Source organism: Acidobacteriota bacterium, assembly GCA_016716715.1.
GTDB lineage: Bacteria > Acidobacteriota > Thermoanaerobaculia > UBA5066 > UBA5066 > Fen-183.
The window spans coordinates 286,388-305,916 of sequence record JADJVE010000019.1 but is presented as its reverse complement, the minus strand read 5'-3'; the positions used below and the strand labels follow the sequence as shown (position 1 = coordinate 305,916).

9 protein-coding genes are annotated in these 19,529 nt (G+C 69.2%); 1 reads left to right on the top strand and 8 read right to left on the bottom strand.

Annotation, left to right across the window (positions count from 1 at the left end; translation table 11 throughout):
* From IPL89_18855 to IPL89_18835, 5 genes are read right to left on the bottom strand one after another with little or no spacing between them, the layout of a single operon-like run.
* Positions 1-2,652, bottom strand: a complete 2,652-nt coding sequence (locus IPL89_18855; protein MBK9065210.1) for a protein kinase — start codon at positions 2,650-2,652, stop codon at positions 1-3.
* The gene (locus IPL89_18850; GenBank protein MBK9065209.1) at positions 2,649-3,074 is read right to left on the bottom strand and encodes a globin; all 426 of its coding nucleotides are present in this window, start codon (positions 3,072-3,074) and stop codon (positions 2,649-2,651) included. Before IPL89_18850 ends, IPL89_18855 begins: the two co-directional genes overlap by 4 nt.
* On the bottom strand, positions 3,071-5,773 hold the full coding sequence (locus IPL89_18845; GenBank protein ID MBK9065208.1) for a serine/threonine-protein kinase: 2,703 nt from the start codon (positions 5,771-5,773) through the stop codon (positions 3,071-3,073). Before IPL89_18845 ends, IPL89_18850 begins: the two co-directional genes overlap by 4 nt.
* Positions 5,770-8,535 carry a serine/threonine-protein kinase gene (locus tag IPL89_18840; GenBank protein ID MBK9065207.1) on the bottom strand — a complete coding sequence of 922 codons (2,766 nt, stop codon included), beginning with the start codon at positions 8,533-8,535 and terminating at the stop codon, positions 5,770-5,772. The genes IPL89_18845 and IPL89_18840 overlap by 4 nt, the downstream gene beginning before the upstream one ends.
* Positions 8,532-11,231: a serine/threonine-protein kinase gene (locus IPL89_18835; protein MBK9065206.1), complete on the bottom strand. Its 2,700-nt coding sequence runs from the start codon at positions 11,229-11,231 to the stop codon at positions 8,532-8,534. Before IPL89_18835 ends, IPL89_18840 begins: the two co-directional genes overlap by 4 nt.
* Positions 11,232-11,324: 93 nt before the next feature.
* On the opposite strand from IPL89_18835, the gene IPL89_18830 reads away from it, so the two are divergent.
* Positions 11,325-12,458 carry an aminotransferase class I/II-fold pyridoxal phosphate-dependent enzyme gene (locus tag IPL89_18830; GenBank protein MBK9065205.1) on the top strand — a complete coding sequence of 378 codons (1,134 nt, stop codon included), beginning with the start codon at positions 11,325-11,327 and terminating at the stop codon, positions 12,456-12,458.
* A gap of 3 nt (positions 12,459-12,461) precedes the next feature.
* On the opposite strand, the gene IPL89_18825 is transcribed toward IPL89_18830, so the two are convergent.
* The 3 genes from IPL89_18825 to IPL89_18815 are packed head-to-tail and all read right to left on the bottom strand — an operon-like array spanning position 12,462 to position 19,524.
* A complete protein-coding gene (locus IPL89_18825) occupies positions 12,462-15,053 on the bottom strand; it encodes a protein kinase (protein ID MBK9065204.1) in 2,592 nt (863 codons plus the stop codon).
* Positions 15,050-16,708, bottom strand: coding sequence for a DUF885 family protein (locus IPL89_18820; protein ID MBK9065203.1), 1,659 nt, complete (start codon positions 16,706-16,708; stop codon positions 15,050-15,052). The genes IPL89_18825 and IPL89_18820 overlap by 4 nt, the downstream gene beginning before the upstream one ends.
* Entirely contained in the window at positions 16,705-19,524 is a 2,820-nt protein-coding gene (locus IPL89_18815; protein MBK9065202.1) for a serine/threonine-protein kinase, read from the bottom strand. Before IPL89_18815 ends, IPL89_18820 begins: the two co-directional genes overlap by 4 nt.
* Between the last annotated feature and the right edge of the window lie 5 nt (positions 19,525-19,529).

Genomic DNA, 19,529 nt, shown 5'->3' with positions numbered 1-19,529 from the left:
TCACTTCCCCATTTCCGCGAACCAGTTCAGCACGATCGTCGTCGGCGTCATCGCCTCGCGCCCGAGCGGAGCAACGGTGAGGAATCGCTTCCCGTCGGCGGTCGGGACGAAGCGGCTGCGCGAGACCGCCGTGTCGAAACGTCCCTGGAAAAGCGGCTGCGGAGTCCCCGCCGTGAGGCTGCTTCCCGTCTGGACGTCGACGGCCATGACTTTCTGGTCGAGACCGCGGTAGAAGAGCTCCTTGCCATCGGCCCGCCACTGCGGTTCCCGGCCGCCCGAGGTGGAAACCTGCCACTTGCCGCCCGGACCGGGGAAGCTCTGGACGTAGATCTCCATGCGCCCCGACTCGTTCGACTGGTACGCCAGGAATCGGCCGTCCGGAGAGAACGCCGGATTCAGCTCGGAGAACTGGGTCTTGAGGAACGGGGCCGGCTTCCTGTCGCCGGACATCGGCAGGATCCAGATGTCCCAGTTGGTGTCCTTGCCGAGGCTCGAGAATGCGATCGTTCCCCCGTCGCGGCTCCAGTCGCCGGGGAACTTGCTCTCGCCGGACTTCAGGAGGACCTTCTCCTCTCCCTGGCCCTCGACGGCTTTCTCGAAAAGGTCGTCGCCCACGGCGAAGACCATGCGCCGGCCGTCGGGCGACCACAGAGGCAGGGAGGCCCCTTCGGCGCCGAACGTGAACCGGGAGCTGACGTTGCGCTTGAGGTCCCGGATCCAGACGTCGGTCCGCGCGCTCCGCGGATCCGCGAGGTCGAAGGCGAGGCGGTCGCCGCCCGGAGAAAACGCCGGGTTGTGGGCGTCGCCAGGGTCGCCCACGACCTCGCCCTCCTTGCCCGAGCGGTCCACCCAGAGGAACCGGTCTCCCCGCTCGCCCGTGCGATACGCGAGGGTCCCGTCGCGCGAGACCGAAAAGAGCGCGAGGCCGACGTTGTCGGTCCCGACGTGCTCGGCCAGCGGAGTCGGCTCGCCGGTCGTCTTGAGGGCCTTCGCGTCGAAGGGCTGGGCGACGAGCGTCTTGTCCCGCACGAAGAGAAGATATCCGGGTGGCGCGTACGTGACCATCGTCTGCGCCGGCGCGAGGAGCTTCGTCTCCGCCGAATCGAGGGTCCCGATGCGGTACGCGCTGTCTTCCGCCTTCTGGCCGATCGCCATGTAGAGGAAGTGCTTTCCGTCCGGGAGGAACTCCGGCCAGCCGACCTGGCCCTCCTTGCGCGAGGCGTCGGGCTTGATGGCGACGACGGGAATTCCCCCCGCGGCCGAAACGCGGTTGATGGGCTGGGTGCCGGTCCCGTCGAACAGGATGACGCCCTCGGCGCCCCACGAGCCGTCGGCGCCCCCCGGGGCGTCGCAGATCTTCTGGGGCGGCCCGCCCGAGACGTCGATCTTCTTCAGCTTGCCCTCCGCGAAGAAGCCGAGGTACCGGCTGTCGGGCGACCAGAAGGGTCGCGTGGTGTCCTCGGTGCCGGCGAGAGGCTGGGCGACGAGAGCGTTGAGCGGCCGCACCCAGATGCGGCTCTTGCCGGATGAATCCGTCGCGTTGAACGCGAGGTGCCGGCCGTCCGGAGAGATGCGGGGCGCGTCGATCGACGTGATCCCGTCCGGGTTCGCGATCTCGAATCGGACGAGCTTGGGGCGCGCGGGCGCGCGGCGGACGAATCCAAATGCGAGAACGGCCGCCGCCGCCGTCGCCGCCGCGGCAAGGCCCCACGCGAGACGCTCGCGGCTCTTCCGGCGGTGAGCGACCGGGGCGGGAAGGCCGACCTGCGAGCCGCCCTCCGCGATCCACTGCAGCTGCAGCTTGATGTCGTGAGCCGTCTGGAACCGGTCCTCGGGATCCTTCGCGAGGCACGTCTTCACGACGCGGTCGAGCGCCGGAGGCGTCATGGGCGCGGCCGCCGAGACGGGAGGCGGCTCGTCCTTGAGGATCGACGAGATCAGGGCGGCGTGGCTCTTCCCGTCGAAGGCCTTCTTCCCGGTCGCCATCTCGTAGATCACCGCTCCGAAGGAGAAGATGTCGCTGCGCGCGTCGGATTCCTTGCCCTCGAGCTGCTCGGGCGCCATGTACTGGAACGTCCCGAGGATCGTCCCCTGCTGCGTGATCGCCCGCGGCATCTCGGTAGGGAGCGACGTCACCGAGGACGATTTCACCGCCGGCGCCGCCACCTTCGCGAGGCCGAAGTCGAGGAGCTTCACGCCGGACTTCGTCAGCATGACGTTCCCGGGCTTGAGGTCGCGGTGGATGATGCCGGCGTGATGCGCCGCCTCGAGCGCGGCCGCGATCTCGACCGAGACCTTCAGGAGCTGCTCGGGCGGGAGCGGGCCGCCGGCGAGGCGCTCCATGAGCGTCTCGCCCTCGATGAGCTCCATGACGAGAAGGTGGCGCGGAGACGACGCGGAAGAGCCGGGGATTTCCTCGAATGAATAGAGATGGGCGATGTTCGGATGATTCAGCGACGCAAGCGTGCGCGCTTCCCGCTCGAACCTGAGCTTGCTCTCTTCACTTTCGAGGAAATCTTCCGGCAGCACCTTGATCGCAACCGACCGCCCGAGTCGCGAATCGGTCGCACGATAGACCTCGCCCATCCCTCCCGCGCCGAGCGGCGAGAGGATTTCGTACGACCCGAGGCGGCTGCCGGCGGCGAGCGTCACTTGCGGTGCCGCCCCTCGTAGTTCGCGCACAGGTAGTGGATCCCGACCATCATGACTTCCTCCCAGGCGGTCTCGACCTCCGGGAAGCACTCGGGGTCGCACTCGCGAACGGTCTCGAGCAGGCTGTCCAGCCAGAGGTCGTACATGTGGGCGCCGATCGCGAGATGGCCGGACCCGTGCTTGACGGCGATGTCCTCGAGATATGGGTCCGGTCCCTGCTTGGAATCGCGCGCGACGAGAAGAAGGTGATGGAGCGAAATGCGCAGCAGCTCCTTCTGGCGTTCGAAGTTCGTGCCCCTGAACTTCTCGGCCACGTCCGGGGAGGACGCAAGGAACCTCGCGTAGAACACGTCGAAGAAGTCGGGACGCGCCTCGCAGCGCTTCAGGCTGGCCTCGAAGACGGCGAGCGTAATCGGGCTCATTTCTTCCCCTTCAGCTCCGCCGTCCAGTTCACGACGAGGGTCAACGACCCTGTCTCCCGCGTCTGATTCGGCCGGATCACGATGAACTTTTTTCCGTCTGCCGTCGCGTCCCATCGCGACGCGATTCCCGCGAGGGGCTGCGGCGCCACGAAGAGCTCCGCGGCCCGCCCGAAGTCCGGCGTATCGCCCTTGAGGGTCACGGGAACGGAGAAGACCCTGTTCGTCTGCAGCTCCTGATAGAGGATTTCCTTCCCGCCCTGACGCCAGGAGGGATACCCCCCGCCCTGGGCCGAGACCTGCCACTTTCGGCCGGGGCCGGGGAACGGGGCCACGTAGACCTCGTTCCGGCCGGACTCGTTCGAGTCGTACGCCAGCCACTTCCCGTCGGGAGAAAAAGCGGCGTTGGCCTCGTTGAAGCTGGTCTTGAGGAACGGATACGGCTTCCGGTCTCCCGTCAGCGGCAGGATCCAGATGTCGAAGTTCGTCTCGGTACCAAGCTCCTGATAGGCGAGGAGCTTTCCGTCCGGCGAAAAGCCGCTCGGGAGCTTCACGGATTCCGACGCGTACAGCAGCTCTTCCACGCCTGAGCCCTCGACCTGCTTGCGGTAGAGGCCCTGCTGGGCGCCGCGATTGGAAACGTAGGCCAGCGACCGCCCGTCCGGGGACCAGCGTGCCGTGAGCTCCTCCCCCGGCTCGAACGTGAACCGCGTCTTGAGGTTCCGCGCGACGTCGCAGATCCAGAGATCGTGCGTACCTGCCTTCAGGTCGAGGGCCGACACGACGACGCTCCTGCCGTCGGGCGAGATGCTGGCCTCGTCGTAGGGCGCGCGATCGGCCAGCGAGCCCAGCACTTTGCCGCCACGATCCACCCAGTCGAGCTGAGCCCCCAGGACGACGGCCGCTCCGACCTGGGCGACGAGGACCCCGGCCTGAGAGGAGGAAAAGAGAGCCTTGGCAGCGCCCGTGAGCACGCTGATGTTCTCGGCCACGGGGTGCGGCTCGCCCTCCAGCGTCAGACGAGAGGGATCGAAGCGCTGTGCCATCAGCGCCCGGTCGCGCAGGAAGAGGAGGTGCCCCGACGCGTATTCCGCGGCCGCCGGCGAGCGGACGATGGCCCTCGACTCGCCGCCGTCGACCGAGCCCACCAGGAGCTGATGGCCTTCCGCGGGAAGCGCGCTCGCGATGCGCGCGAGATAGAGGAAGTGTTTTCCATCCGGAAGGAAGAACGGCATCCGGTGCGAGTTGTCGCCCCGTTTTACGTCGAGCTTCGTGATCGGCTTCGACTCGCCGCCGTTCTCGGAAACCAGGTGGAGCGGGCCGCCGGACGCCGGCGCGAAGACGATGACTCCGGCCGGGCTCCAGGCTCCTCCCTTGGGAAAGTCGGTCGTCGCGCAGATGACGGACGGCGGACCACCCGAAGCCTCGATCCGCTTGAGCTTCTGGTCCGCACCGAAGCCGATGAAGCGCCCGTCGGGCGACCAGAACGGGAACTGCGCGCCCTCGGTCCCCGCGAGCAGCCGCGCCTCGACGGAATCGAGCGACCGGACGTACAGCCGCACCTTCGCGTCGGCCCCGCGGGCCGTGAACGCGAGCTTGCGCCCGTCCGGCGAGAGAACGGCCGGCCCCGGCTGCGTCGTGTCGACCGCGAAGACCGTTCCTTCGGGCGGGTTGATCGTCGCGCGGTAGACGCGCTCCTCGGGGGCGCGGGCGCGCAGCGCGAGCGCCCCCGCCGCGGCCGCACACGCGGCCGCAATCGCCCAGGAGAGATAGAGAGGAATCCGGCTCGCTCGCGGCGCCGGTGCGGTCTCACGTGGACTCCCGGCACGCACGCCCGAGCTTCCGGCGATCGTCCTTTCGAGGGCGATGCGCGATTCGCCGATCGCCTGCAGGCGCTGCTTCGGGTCGCGCTCGAGGCAGCGCTCGAGCAGGACCCGCACGGACGGTGGCGTCGACGGCGGCAGCTTCCCGAAGTCCACCGGATCCCGCAGGACGGCCGCGAGCGTGTCGCTCACCGTCTCGCCATGGAAGAGACGCTTTCCCGTGAGCATTTCGAACAGGACGACCCCGAACGCCCAGACGTCGGCTCTCTTGTCCACCGCTTTGCCGCGCGCCTGCTCGGGCGACATGTACGCCGCCGTCCCCAGGATCACGCCGGCGGCCGTTGCGCGCGCCGTGAGAGTCGGCGAAGCGGAGATCTCCGGCGATGATCCGTTCTCGTTCTCGAACGCCTTCGCGAGGCCGAAGTCGAGGAGCTTCACCCGTCCCTCGCCCGAGACGACGACGTTCGCCGGCTTGAGGTCGCGGTGGACGATGCCCCTGTCGTGCGCCGCCTCCAGCGCCTCGGCGATCTGCCGGGCAAGAGAAAGAGATTCTTCGAGTGGAAGAGCGCCCGACGCGATCTTCTTGTCGAGGCTTTCGCCTTCGGCGAGCTCCATGACGAGGAGATGCCGCCCGGCGACTTCTTCGAATGAGTAGATCGCGGCGATTCCGGGATGATTGAGCGCTGCGAGGAGGCGCGCCTCTCTCTCGAAGCGCTGCTTTCTCTCTTCACCTTCGAAGAGATCTTCAGGCAGGACCTTGACCGCGACTTCCCGATTGAGGCGAGGATCCTTCGCCCGGTAGACCTCCCCCATCCCCCCGGCGCCGAGGAGCGAGAGGACCTCGTACGGTCCGAGGCGGGTTCCGGCGGCGATCGTCACTTCTTCCCGGTCCCCGCGACGCGCCTGAGCTCGTCGAAGAAGTTGAAGACGAAGACGACCTTGTCGTGCCGGACGTCGGCCTGGGAATCCGGCGGCTTCAGGATCGCGAAGCGCTTCCCGTCCGGATGCAGGTCGAATGCGCGAAACGGGCCGGTGGGGCTGTACCGCCCTCCGCTCAAGGGCTGCGGCTTCTCGGCGCGGAAAGAAGCGGCGTCCGCCGAGTACGGAACGGCCATGATCTTCCCGTCCTGTCCGAAGAAGAGCTCGCGGCTCGCCCGCGACCAGGTCGGGAACCCGCCGCCCTCGGTCGAGATCTGCCACTTCCCGCCCGGGCCCGGGAAGGGGCGGACGTAGACCTCGTACCGTCCCGACTCGTTCGACATGTAGGCGAGCCACCTGCCGTCCGGCGAGAACTCCGGCCAGACCTCGATGAACGGCGAGTTGAGGAAGACGGTGGGCTTCCCGGGCTTGAAGCCGGCGGCCTCGTCCCCCTCGATCGGGAGGATCATGATGTCCCAGCTCGTCTTGGGATCCTGCTCCATGAACGCCAGAGAGCGCCCGCCGGGATGGAAGGACGTGGAGATCTGCCGGACCTTGCTCTCGGTGAGCCGCTGGACGTCTCCGGTCCCGTCGGCTCGCTGCCAGTAGAGGTTCGTCACGGCCTTGTCGGCTCGCGCGGAAGCAAATGCGATGCGCTTGCCGTCCGGCGCCCACGCCGCATGCGAATCCTCGGCGAGGTCGAACGTGAAGCGGGACATCGTGTCCCGCGCCCATTCGTACACCCAGATGTCGGTCTGCCCGCCGTCGGTCACGTCCAGCGCGATCTTCTGGCCGTCTGGCGAGAAACGGATGTCGTTCCAGGCGGACGGCGCGGAGCGGAGCACCGACGTCTTGCCCTCCCGGTCCATCCAGTGGATCGGCGAGGCCGCGCCCACGCTCTTCCCCGGCAGATACACGAGCGTGCCGTCGTCCGAGAAGGCGAAGTTCGAGCCCACACTGTTGGGCGTCGAGGCGATTCCCTCGACGACGGGCACCGGCGGACCGGTCAGCTCGAGCCTCCCGAGATCGAACGGCGCCGCGAAGAGCGTCGACTCGTGGACGTAGACGATGTGCCCGCTCGGGAGGTACCGGCCGTGATACCCGCCGCGTTGGAGGATTTTCCGCGGCCCCTTCGGCAGCGGCTGCACGACGATGTTCGCGTCCTCGAACCCCGAGGATGTCGTCGCGTGCCCCGTATAGAGGATGGCCTTGCCGCCCGGAAGGACCTGCGGCCAGCGCTGAGTGACCTCTCCCTCCTCGAGCTTCGTGAACGGCTCGGGCTTCCCGCCCGCGGCGGGGACCCTCAGCAGCGCGACGCCGGGCCCGGAATTCGGAAGGAAGACGATCGACCCGTCCTCCGTCCAGAAGGCGCCACGCAGGTTCTGAGCCTCGCAGAGAACGACGGCGGCGCCGCCGGTCACGGAAACCTTCTTGAGCTTCCCGTCCGCGGAGAAGCCGATCCACTTTCCGTCCGGCGAGAAGAAGGGCTCCCGCGCACCCTCGGTCCCGGCGAGCGGCGCGGCGGGAAGCTGGTCGAGCCGCCGCACCCAGATCTGCGCCGACCCGCCGCCGGTCTTCTGGGCGACGAATGCAAGGAGCGTCCCGTCCGGCGAGAGCACGGCGCCGGGGCCGAGCTCGGTCACGAGAGAGGCGTCGGCCCCGAGCTCGCCGCTGATTCGAATGGGTGCCGGCCGGGGCGCCTTCTTCCACGGCATCCAGACGGCTAAGACGGCCAGGGCGCCGATCGCGACGCCGACCGCCCACGGAAACGCGCGGCGCTCGGGGGACGGAGCCGCGACGCCGACGGCTGAGCCCGAATCCGTTCCGGCGCTCATGGCTCCCGAGGTCCCCGCGATCGTCCTTTCGAGGGCGATGCGCGACTCGCCGATCGCCTGCAGGCGCTGTTTCGGGTCGCGCTCGAGACAGCGCTCGAGGAGCACCCTCACGGACGGCGGCGTCGACGGGGGCAGCTTCCCGAAGTCCACCGGGTCGCGCAGGACCGCCGCGAGCGTGTCGCTCACCGTCTCGCCCTGGAAGAGCCGCTTGCCCGTCAGCATCTCGAAGAGCACGACGCCGAACGCCCAGACGTCGGCCCTCTTGTCGACAGGCTTGCCCCGCGCCTGCTCGGGCGCCATGTAGGCCGCCGTTCCGAGGATCATCCCGGCCGCCGTCGCCCGCGCCGTGAGCGTCGGCGAAATGGAGATGGAGGGAGAAGAGGTGGTCGCCTCGGTCTCGAATGCCTTCGCGAGGCCGAAGTCGAGAAGCTTCACCCGTCCCTCGCCCGAGACGACGACGTTCGCCGGCTTCAGGTCGCGGTGGACGATGCCCCTCTCGTGCGCCGCCTCCAGCGCCTCGGCGATCTGTCGCGCGAAAGAAAGGGATTCTTCGAGCGAAAGAGCGCTCGACGCGATCTTCTTGTCGAGGCTTTCGCCTTCGGCGAGCTCCATGACGAGGAGATGCCGGTTCGAAGAGGAAGAGGGGATTTCTTCGAATGAGTAGATGGCGGCGATCCCCGGATGGTTCAGGCTCGCCAGCAGGCGCGCCTCTCTCTCGAACCGCTGCTTCCTCTCTTCACCTTCGAAGAGATCTTCGGGCAGGACCTTGACCGCGACGTCCCTCGCGAGCTTCGCGTCCCTCGCCCGGTATACCTCCCCCATGCCCCCGGCTCCGAGGAGCGACAGGACCTCGTACGGCCCGAGGCGCGTGCCCGCCGCGATCGTCATCTCGACCCCTTCGCGATCGTCCAGTTCACGACCACGTCGAGGAGCGCGTTGGGCTTCTGGCCCTCGCCCACGACGAGGAAGCGCTGGTGGTCGGCCGTAGGGCTGAACGACGCGCCCGACGGGTTCGGCCCGGGGGCGCGGAAGAGAGGCCGGCTCTGCCCGACCTCGAGGGTCTCGCCGCGCTCCGCGACGGTGACCGCGTGGATCATCCCGCCGAGGTCGTGATACAGGATCTCCCTGCCGTCCGTGCTCCAGTACGCGTACGCCCCTCCCTCGGTCGAGATCTGCCACTTGCGCCCCTGCCGCGGAAAGGACGTCACGTAGACCTCCCACCGGCCCGATTCCTCCGAGCTGTACGGAAGCCACTTTCCATTGGGAGAGAGCGGAGACGGAAACTCGTTGAATTTCGTCCGCAGCCAGGGCTCCGGCTTGCGGGAGCCGTCCAGCGCGAGGATCCGGATCTCGATGCCCACGTCCTTCGCCGGCTCCTGGAAGACGAGCGAGCGCCCGCCGGGCGTGAAGGAGGAGGGGTACTTGTCGGCGTCGGACGCGAAGATCGCCTCCTCCTCGGAGGATCCGTCGAGCGCCTTGCGGTAGAGGTCGTAGTGCCCCTTGCGGTTGGACGAGAAGACGACCGCGCCGCCGTCGGGAGACCAGAGAGGGGACACGTCGTCGGCGGGATCGAACGTGAAGCGCGTGCGCACGCCGCGGGCGAGGTCGAAGATCCAGAGGTCGCGCGTTCCCGTCGCCTGGTCCCGGATCGTCGCGACGGCCTGCTTGCCGTCCGGCGACAGGGCCACATCCGCGTAGTCGGCGGGCTCGCCGAGCGTCCCGTCCGGCTTTCCGTCGCGCGTGAACCACTGCAGCCTCGCCGTCTGCTCGCCGCGCGCGGTCTGGTAGACGAGGATCCCGTTCTGCGAGGCCGAGAAGACGCCGATCCCCGTTCCGATCGCGGGCATGAGGATCTTCTCCGCGACGGGAGCGGCGTCTCCCGTGAAGGCGAGACGCCTGGCGTCGAACGGCCGCGCCATGAGCGTCGACTCGCGCAGATAGAGGAGGTGGCCCGACGCGTACAGGGCCATGGCCGGCGACCGAAGGATGAGTTTTTCCGTTCCTCCGTCGACGGAGGCCGCAAGGACCGGATGACCGTCGGAGAAGGCCTTCAGCGAGCGCGCGATGTAGAGGAAGTGCTTCCCATCCGGCAGGAACCGGGGGTGCCGATGCGAGTCGTCCCCGCGCGCGACGTCCAGTTTCGTGAGCGGCGTGGCCTCGCCTCCCTTCTCGGAGACCTTGAAGAGAGGCGACGTCGGGCCGGGCGTGAAGACGATGACCCCGGCCGGACTCCAGGTCCCGCCCTTTCCCTCCGCAGCGGCGCAGAGCGTCAGCGGCGAGCCTCCCGTGGCGTCGATCGTCCTGAGCTTTCCGGCCGCGAAGTAGCCGAGCGAACGGCCGTCCGGCGACCAGAAGGGGTACTGCGCTCCCTCCGCTCCCGAAAGCACGTGGGCCTCGGCCGCGTCCAGTGTGCGCACGTAGAGGTTGACCTTGCCGGACGCGTTGGACGCCGTGAACGCGACCTGGCGGCCGTCCGGGGAAATCACGGCCGGTCCGGGGCCGTTCGAATCGAGCCAGAAGTTCGTGCCCTCCGGAGGCGGAAGAGCGGACCGGAAGATTCGCTCGGGCTTCCGGCCGGCTCTCACGACGACCGCCGCCAGGCCCGCCGCGAGGACGAGCGCAGCCGCGGCGATCGTCCAGGCGAGGCGCTCGCGGCTCTTCCGGCGGTGGGCGACCGGCGCGGGGACACCCGCCTGCGATCCGCCCTCGGTGATCCACTGGAGCTGGAGCCGGACGTCGTGGGCCGTCTGAAAGCGGTCGTCGGGATCCTTCGCGAGGCAGGTCGCGATGACGCGGTCGAGGGCCGGCGGCGTCATGGGCGCAAGCGACGAGGCGGCGGGCGGCGTGTCCTTCAGGATCGAGCCGATGAGGCTCGCCTGGCTCTTGCCGTCGAAGGCTCTTCTCCCCGTCGCCATCTCGAAGAGAACGGCGCCGAACGAGAAGATGTCGCTCCGCGCGTCGGCGTCGCCGCCTTCGAGCTGCTCGGGCGCCATGTACTGGAACGTCCCGAGAATGGTCCCCTGCTGCGTGAGGTGCTGGGGCGACGCCATGGTCGGGAGCGACGTGACGCCCGACGGGGCCGCCTGCGGAGCCAGCGTCTTGGCGAGGCCGAAGTCGAGCAGCTTCACGCCGCCCTTCGTGAGCATGACGTTCGCGGGCTTGAGGTCGCGGTGCACGATTCCCTGCCGGTGCGCCCGGTCGAGGGCGTCGGCGATCTGGATCCCGATCGGGAGCATCTGCTCGAGCGGGATGGGACCTCTCGCGAGGCGGCTCGAAATCGTCTCGCCCTCGACCAGCTCCATCACGAGGAGGTGGCGGGAGGAAGAAGAGGAGGAAGAGGGGACTTCTTCGAACGAGTAGAGGGTGGCGATTCCCGGATGATTGAGGCTTGCCAGCAGCCGAGCCTCGCGTTCGAACCGCCCTCTCCCCTCTTCGCCTTCGAAGAACTCTTCCGGCAGCACCTTCAGGGCCACCTCTCGGTCGATGCGGGTGTCCCGGGCCTTGTAGACCTCTCCCATCCCCCCGGCGCCGAGGAGCGAAAGGACCTCGTACGGGCCAAGGCGGGTTCCGGCGGCGATCGTCATTTGTTTGACCGGATTCTATCCGCGAAAGAGTCGCATGTGCGCGATTCGCGCCGAATGCGAGATGATGCGCCGCATCTTCGACGAGGAGGCCCCATGCCGCTCCCGATCTCCCGCCGCGCGTTCGCCGGATCCCTCGGCGCCGCTGCCGGTGTTGCGTTTCTCGACGCCCCGCTCGTGAGCCGCGTTGCCGAGGCCGCGACGAAGCGCGCGCGCCCGTCGGACGCCGTCATCCTGAGCTCGAACGAGAACCCGTACGGGCCGTCGCCGACGGCGCTCGAGGCGGCCGCGAAGGCCGCCTCGAACCGCTACCCCGACGCGCTCGAGAACGCGGCCGTCGAGGCGATCGCGAGGCATCACGGCGTCGCCGCCGAGCAGGTCCTCCTCGGCTGCGGCTCTTCCGAGATTCTCCAGATGGCCGACGAGGCGTTCAGCGGGCCGGGAAGGAAGGTCGTCGCCGCAGAGCCGACGTTCGAGGCGGTGCTCGCGTACGCGAAGGTCGTCCGGGCCGACGGGGTCAGGGTGCCGCTCACGCCCGACTTCCGGCACGACCTCGTGAAGATGGCCGCCGCCTGCGACGCCTCGACGGGCCTCGTCTACGTGTGCAACCCGAACAACCCGACGGCGACGATCGTGACGGGCGACGAGATGGCGGCCTTCGCGGCCGCGGTCCCGGCGGCGGCGACGATCCTCGTGGACGAGGCGTACCACCACTTCGTCGAGGATCCGCGCTACCGCTCCAGCCTCGAGCTGATCGCGAAGCGCCCGAACGTCGTCGTCGCGCGCACGTTCTCCAAGATTTACGGGATGGCGGGCATGCGGCTCGGGTACGCCGTCTCGTCGAAGGAGACGATCGCGGCCATGGCGCCCCACGCGTCGTGGAGCAACGCGAACGCGGGGGTCCTCGCGGCCGCGGCGGCGAGCCTCGCGGATCCCGACCTCGTCCCGCGGCAGAAGAAGCTCCTGAACGACACGCGCAAGTGGCTCGTCTCGGAGCTGACGAAGCAGGGCTACCGGACGATGCCGTCCGAGGCCAACTTCGTGATGGTGGACGTGGGCGGCGACGTCGCTCCCGTCATCCAGGCGTTCCGGGCGAAGAAGATCCTCGTCGGGCGGAAGTTCCCGTCGCTCCCGAACTGGTTGCGCGTCACGGTCGGAAGGCGCGACGAGGTCGGAGCCTTCCTCGCCGCCCTTCCGGAGGTCGTGCCGGCGCCGATGCGCGCCGCCTGAGCCCTACCTCAGCCCTTCGACGACGTATAGCGTGCTGCGCTGGAGGATGTACCGCGCGGCCATGCGCTTGCCGTCCTCGCTGAACCGGATCGTCGAGCAGTCGGCGCCCACGTAGCCCGCCGGGCTGACCGTCTTCCAGGGCTGGCGCTTCCCGCTCGCGGGGTCGAGCGTCCAGATCTCGACGGGAAACGCGCCGGGCCTCGTGACGAAGAACCGGCCGTCCTCGCGCCACTGCGTCAGGACCTCGCCGTCCTCGAGGCCAGCGACGCGCCTCGCCGGCGCATCCGGCTTCGCGAGGTCGAAAATCGCCCAGCCGCCCTTTTCGCGCGCGAGGAAGCTCTTGCCGTCCGGACTCAGCAGGGGCCACGTCTCGAGGCCCGTGACGCCTTCGAGCGTCAGGGGCTTGGGCTCCTTGCCGTCGAGCGCCAGCGACCAGACCCGGTCCTCCTTCTCGCCCTCCGGCCCGATGAAGATCAGGCTCTTGCCGTCCTTCGAGAACGAAACGGACTTGATGCTCCGGATGCCGTGGGCCGGGATCTCGCGCGGAGCGCCCGTCCCGGTCGGATAGAGGACCCAGCGCGGAGCCGGCTTGGCGAGCCACGCCACGGCGAGCGTGCCGTCCGGCGAGAGCGCGCCGTAGCCAGCGCTCTTCCCGAGAGGCGTCGCATGGCCGCCCGACGTCGGCCGGAGGAACAGGTCGTAGCCGGCGGGATCGCCCTCTTCCTCCTCGAAGAGCAGCGTCTTCCCGTCGGCGGAGGTGTCGAGAAGGTAGCTCCATGTCCTCCAGGAAAGGTCGAGCGGCTGCACCACTCCTTCGGTCTGCGCGAGGAGCCCGCCGCGCATCTCTTCGCGGCTCATGAGAACGCGGCCGTCCGGCGCGACGTCGTGGAGGTGAAGGCCGCCGGCCTGCGTGAAGACGCCGCGCTCCTTCCCCGAGAGGTCCACGGCGTAGAGGGCGCGGTTCAGGATGTGCGTGCCCGCCGTAAACCAGATCTCCTTGCCCTTCCAGGCGAGGCCGCGGAGCGTGCCCCACTCCTTCGACAGGAACCGGGTCTTCCCCGCGGCGACATCGAGGAGCGCGACCCGCCCCGCGTCGTCGCCCGCGTTCGCGTGGTCGACGTACGCGAGCATCGAGCCGTCCGGCGAGAACCGCAGGTCGCCGATCCACCCCGCGGACTCGACGCGGACCTTGCCGGGCGGGAAATCGAGGAGCGACCGCCCGCCCGTCGCGCGCACGACGGCGAACTCGGACTTCGGCGCCCACGCCGCCTGGAGGACGCCGCCGAGGATCGCCTTCGGCGCGAGGTCCCCCCCAAGCGCCGACCGGGCCAGCGTGCCCTCGAACTGCCACGTGTCCGCGACCTTGCCCTTGAGCCGTAGCACGAGGTCTCCGGTGCGGGACAGGTCGAGCAGCTGGACGTCGGGCTGGCCGAGCGGCCTCTCCTTCGGGTCGACGATCGGCGTCGCGAAGAGCTGCCAGGGCTCGCCCTGCCAGCTCGCGTCGTAGATGACGTCCTGCCCGCCGGGCGCGAAGCGCGCCTTCGCGATGCGCCCCTGACGGAACGACACCTGGTGGAAGACGGGCTGCTCGTGGCGGCCCACGTGCAGGACGCCGGTCGCCCACGAAGCCAGCCCGGCGAGGACCGCGGCGGCGAGGCCTGCGGCCGCCCATCCGGCGCGCGCGCGCCGCGGCCGCGCCCCCGTCTTGCCCCCGTCCACGGCGGAGATCGTCGAGAGCGAGCCCAGGTCGAACGCGATGTCCTTCATCGACTGGAAGCGGTTGTCTGGCGATTTTTCGAGGCAGTGCAGGACGACGCGCTCGAGGGCCGGCGGCATCTGGCCCTTCGTGACGACGAGAGCGGCCGGGTCCTCGACGAGGATCGCGTTCATCGTCTCGATGCCGGAAGCGCCTTCGAACGCCTTCCGCCCGCAAAGCATCTCGTAGAGCACCGCGCCGAAGCTGAAGACGTCGCTCCGGTGGTCCGCGGGCTCGCCCCTCACCTGCTCGGGGCTCATGTAGCCGACCGTCCCCATGACGACGCCGGCTTCGGTGCGGGCTCCCGCCGGGACCTCGGTCGGCAGGTTCGTGTGCGGTCCGCTCGCGCCGGTCCACTTCGGCAGCTGCTTGGCGAGGCCGAAGTCGAGGATCTTCACGCGGCCGTCCTTGCCGAGGAAGATGTTCTCGGGCTTCACGTCCCGGTGGACGATGCCCCGGGCGTGCGCCGCGGCCAGCCCGTCGGCCAGCTGCACGCCCAGCTCGACGGCCTTCTTGGGCGCGAAAGCTCCGGCCCGCAGCTTGTCGCGGAGGGACTCGCCCTCGAGCAGCTCCATCACGGCGTACGTGTGGTCGCCGGACTTGCCGAAGTCGTAAATGCCGAGGATGTTCGGATGGTTCAGCGCGGCGACGGCCTTCGCCTCGCGCTCGAAGCGCGTGAGGAAGTCCGAGCTCTCGGCGAGGGACGGCGGCAGGACCTTGATCGCCACGAAGCGGTCGAGCTTCGGGTCCCGGGCCTTGTAGACCTCTCCCATCCCGCCGGCGCCGATCTGCGCGACGATCTCGAAGTTCCCGAGGCGGGTCCCGGCGGCAAGCGTCATTTCAGGTCGTCCTCCAGTCCGAGAAGCTCCCAGCGCTGCAGCGAGAGCGGAACGTTGCCGTTACGGTAGACGAAGTCGTGGAACGCCCGGAGGCGGAAGGCGTCGCCCTGCACGCGCTTCGCCTCGGCGAGGAGGCGCAGGACCTGCAGCTTGCCGATCTGGTACGTGATCGCCTGCCCGGGCGACGACGCGAACGCGGCCGCCTCGGCGCGCGCGGTCTCGGCATCCATCGGGACGGCCGTCCGAAGGTATTCCGCCGCCTGCGGGATCGTGAACGTTCCGAGGGCGAGCTTCACGTCCACCTCGACGCGCAGGGCCCTCAGGCGCATGTAGTTCGCGACCATCTCGCGAGTCTTCGGCGCGTCCGCATAAAGCCCGGCCGAGAGGAGCAGCTCCTCGGAATAGAACGCGAGCCCTTCGATCGGGCCCGAGTCGTAGAACGCACGGCGGATCTCGTCCTCGTGCCGCCCGGCGAGCGCGAGCTGGAACGCGTGCCCCGGGATTCCCTCGTGCGACATGTGCGGGCGGCGGTCCTTCGCCATCGAGCCCGCGAAGTATCCGAGCCTCGGCGACGGTTTCGGGATCCAGCGCAGCGACGGCTCGCCGGGCCGGGCCGTGTTCGCGAAGAGCGACCACTCGCCGAACCCGTCCAGCGCCTCGAGGTACGCCGGCACCGGAAGGTCCACGTAGTGCGGCATCCAGCCCGGCACGGAGAGGATCCCCTTCTCTTCGAGGAATCGGCGGATCTCGGCCTCCGCGCGACTCGTCATGGCCGACTGGGCGGCCTGATCCGCGACCATCGGGATCTCCGGCACGCCCGCGTTGCGCTGCCGCTCGACGATCTCGAGCGCGACGGCGCGTTCGTACTCCTGACGGCCCATGAGGAGAAGCTCCTCCGGCGTGAAGGGCATGAGGGCGACATTCCGGAGGAAGAAGAGGTAGCCGTCGCGGCCGACGGGCCTGCGGTCCGGAAGCAGCGGCAGGCGCGCCTCGAGCCAGACCCGGAAGGATTCCAGCGCCGCGACCGCCGCTCCGGTGGCCGGGGCGACGCGCCCCCGCGCGTCGGGCGCGAGAAGCGGCGAGAGCGCCGTCATGGACGCCTTCAGCCTCGGGCCGATCCCGCGGAGATCCTCGATCGCGAGCGCCGCGAACGGCGCCGCGGCCTCGTCGAGCGCCGCGCGCGCCTGCTCGAGCGTCCGCGGGATCGACTCGAGCCTTGCCGCGACGTCCTCGCTGCGTTCCTTTTCGAACGGCGGCGGCGACATCAGAGCGTCCACCACCGCCGGCACCGTCTGGTCCACCCAGAACGTGGGGTCCCGGCGCCACGAGCGCTTTACGTCCAGCTCCCAGCGCACGCGCGCGAGCGCCGAGCCGATGAGCCGCCGGTCCACCTGCCACGGGACGGGCTTCGACGCGTCCGCGAGCTTCACCCAGCGCTCCTCGAAGAGCGCGAGCGTCCGGCGCCGGGTCTCGATGGACTCCAGCGACCAGTCGGGAGTCCAGCCGTGCGGCCGGACGACGCGGTTGACGTCGTCGCGGTCCACCGGCTTCGTGACGGCGCGCCACGCCCAGAAGTCGCGCGAGAGAGCCGGGAGATCGTCGGCAGCCGCCGGCACTGCGCCCGCCAGCAGAAGAGCGAGTGCAACAGCTCTCATTTCGCCTTCACCATCGACGTCCAGTTCTGGACGAGCGTCAGCGGCGTCGAGGCCTTCTCGGTGACGACCGTGTTCACGATGAACCTCTGCCCGTCCGGGAACGGGTCGAACTGCGGGATGTTCGTCCGGCGGCTCGACACCTGGAAGAGTTCCCGCGGCGTGCCCTTCTCGAACGTGGTGCCCGCGCGGATCGGGACGGACGTGAGGCGGAAGCCCGTCGCGAGGTAAAAGAGCTCGCGCCCGTCGCGGCTCCAGCGCGGCTGGACGCCGCCGCCGGTCGAGACCTGCCATTTCCCGCCGGGGCCCGGGTACGAGCGCACGTAGACCTCGGGGCTGCCGCTCTCGGACGAGAGATAGGCGATCCAGTGCCCGTCGGGCGAGAACGCCGTGTCTCGTTCCGACGCGGGCGTCCGGAGGATGAGCTCGGCCTTGCCGCCTTCAGCGGAGAGCTGCCACATGTCGTCGGACGTTTCCCGCGTCGACCCGTTGAAGGCGATGAAGCGCCCGTCCGGCGACCAGCTCGTCAGGAACTTCGAGCCGGCCACGATCTGGAGGTGCGCCGAGGGCGCTGTGCCGGCGGGAAGGGGCGCATCCGGCGTCGCGGCGAGAAGCCTCTCCTCGTCCGAGCCCGAAAGCGTCTTCTCGTGGATGTACCACGACCCCTTCCGGTACGACGCGTAAGCGAGGCGCTTGCCGTCGGGCGAGAACAGGGGCGTGTAGTCCTCGCCCGGGTCGAACGTGCGCCGCACGGGCGGCTCGGCGCCGATGGCGTCGAACGTCCAGACGTCGCGGTTGTTGCTCACGGCGTCGATCACCTCCGACGCCACGAGTTTTCCGTCGGGGGACACGCGTGGCGTCCAGTAGTTGCCGACCTCGCCGAGGGTCCGGAGCGCCTTCCCGGAGCGGTCGTACACGACGAGCTGCGCGTTGCCGATGGTCCCGCCCGAAGCGTAGACGAGGAGCCCGTTCGCGGAGGCCGTGAAGATCCCCGTGCCGCCGTCCGCCAGGAACTGGACACGGGGCGCGACGACGAAGGGATCGCCCGACGTCTCCAGCCGGGTCGCGTCGAACGGCTGCGCCATCAGGGCTCCGCCCCGCGCGAAGAGGAGGTGACCGATCACGTAGACGGCGCGAGTCACGCCCTTCAGGAGGACCCTGCGCTCCGTCTCGCCGAGCGCCTGGACGCACAGTTCGGTCTCGTTTCGGCGGGTCACCGGGTCGACGCGCTGGACGACGAACAGGAAGTGCTTTCCGTCCGGAAGGAACTGCGGCCACTGGTGCGCACTCTCTCCCCGGGGCTCGTCCAGCGTCGTCACGGGCACTCGTTCCTTGCGCCCCGGCACGATGCGGAAGATGGAGCTCAGGAGAGCAGGCGAGTAAAGCATCGTGCCATCCGACCCCCAGGTGCCCCCCCGGCCCGGTCCGCTCGCGGCGACGAGCTCGACGGCGCCGCCCGACGCCGGGACGACGTCGAGGCCCGTCGTCTGCCCGAAGAATGCGACCACCTTGCTGTCCGGCGACCAGAACGGGTTTCGCGCCGTTTCCGTGCCGGGCAGGACCTGCGCCTCGCCTGTGGCGAGCGAACGGACGCAGATCTGGCTCCTCAATTTTCCGTCGGTCACGACGAACGCGAGGCGGGTCCCGTCGGGCGAAAGGACGGGGGGGCCGCTCAGCATGTCGAAGGTCCAACCGTCGGGCGGGAGCAGAGCCGCCGTAAGGCCCGTCGATGCGATCGGCGCCTGCGGGTCGCGAACGCGCAGCGCGAGAGCCCCCGCCGCGGCCGCGAACGCAGCCGCGAGCACCCAGGGAAGATAGAGAGAGAGGAGATTCCTGCTCCCTCGCTCGCGACTCGCCGGTGCGCTTCGACCTGCAGCGGGGTCAGGCGACGCGGGATTTTCTTCGAAGGGTAATTGGCCGGAGGAGCTGCCCGAAGCGCCGATCTCCTCTTCGAGGGCGATGCGCGCGTCTCCGATGTCGCGCAGGCGCTGCTTTGCGTCGCGCTGGAGACACCGGCGCATCAGCTCTCTCACCTTCAAGGAAATCGGCGCGCGCAGCGCGCTCCAATCCGGTTCTTTCATCAGGACCGCCGCGAGCGTGTCGGAGACGGTCTCCCCTTCGAAGGCTCTCTTTCCCGCCAGCATCTCGAAGAGCACGCAACCGAACGCCCAGACGTCCGTCCTCTTGTCGACCGGCCTCCCCCGCGCCTGCTCGGGCGACATGTACGCGGCCGTCCCGAGGATCACGCCCGCCGCCGTCGCGCGCGCCGTCAGCGTCGGAGAGTGCGTGACGCCCGCGGAGGAGCCGGGGCCGCCCTCCCCCTCGAACATCTTCGCGAGGCCGAAGTCGAGGAGCTTCACCCGCCCGTCGTGCGTCACCCTGACGTTCGCGGGTTTGAGGTCGCGGTGGATGATGCCCTTCTCGTGGGCGGCTTCGAGCGCCTCGGCGATCTGCTTCGCGAAAGAAAGAGATTCTTCGAGCGGAAGAGGGCCGGTGGCGACCTTCTGGTCGAGGCCCTCGCCTTCGACGAGCTCCATCACCAGGAGGTGGCGGGATGAAGAAGAAGAGGAAGAGGGGATTTCTTCGAATGAGTAAATTGCGGCGATTCCGGGGTGATTGAGCGCTGCGAGCAGCCGCGCCTCCCGCTCGAACCGCTGCCTCCTCTCTTCACCTTCGAAGAACTCCTCCGGCAATACCTTGACCGCGACCTCTCTCGCGAGGCGCGCGTCCTTCGCCCGGTAGACCTCGCCCATCCCGCCCGCCCCGAGCGGCGCAAGGATCTCGTAAGGCCCGAGCTTCGTCCCGGCGGCAAGCGTCATGTGAT

Coding starts and splice junctions, on each gene's coding strand:
- IPL89_18850 (MBK9065209.1), bottom strand. CDS start 3,074: ATGAGCCCGATTACGCTCGCCGTCTTCGAGGCCAGCCTGAAGCGCTGC.
- IPL89_18840 (MBK9065207.1), bottom strand. CDS start 8,535: ATGACGATCGCGGCGGGCACGCGCCTCGGGCCGTACGAGGTCCTGTCG.
- IPL89_18835 (MBK9065206.1), bottom strand. CDS start 11,231: ATGACGATCGCCGCCGGAACCCGCCTTGGCCCGTACGAGGTCCTTTCG.
- IPL89_18830 (MBK9065205.1), top strand. CDS start 11,325: ATGCCGCTCCCGATCTCCCGCCGCGCGTTCGCCGGATCCCTCGGCGCC.
- IPL89_18825 (MBK9065204.1), bottom strand. CDS start 15,053: ATGACGCTTGCCGCCGGGACCCGCCTCGGGAACTTCGAGATCGTCGCG.
- IPL89_18820 (MBK9065203.1), bottom strand. CDS start 16,708: ATGAGAGCTGTTGCACTCGCTCTTCTGCTGGCGGGCGCAGTGCCGGCG.
- IPL89_18815 (MBK9065202.1), bottom strand. CDS start 19,524: ATGACGCTTGCCGCCGGGACGAAGCTCGGGCCTTACGAGATCCTTGCG.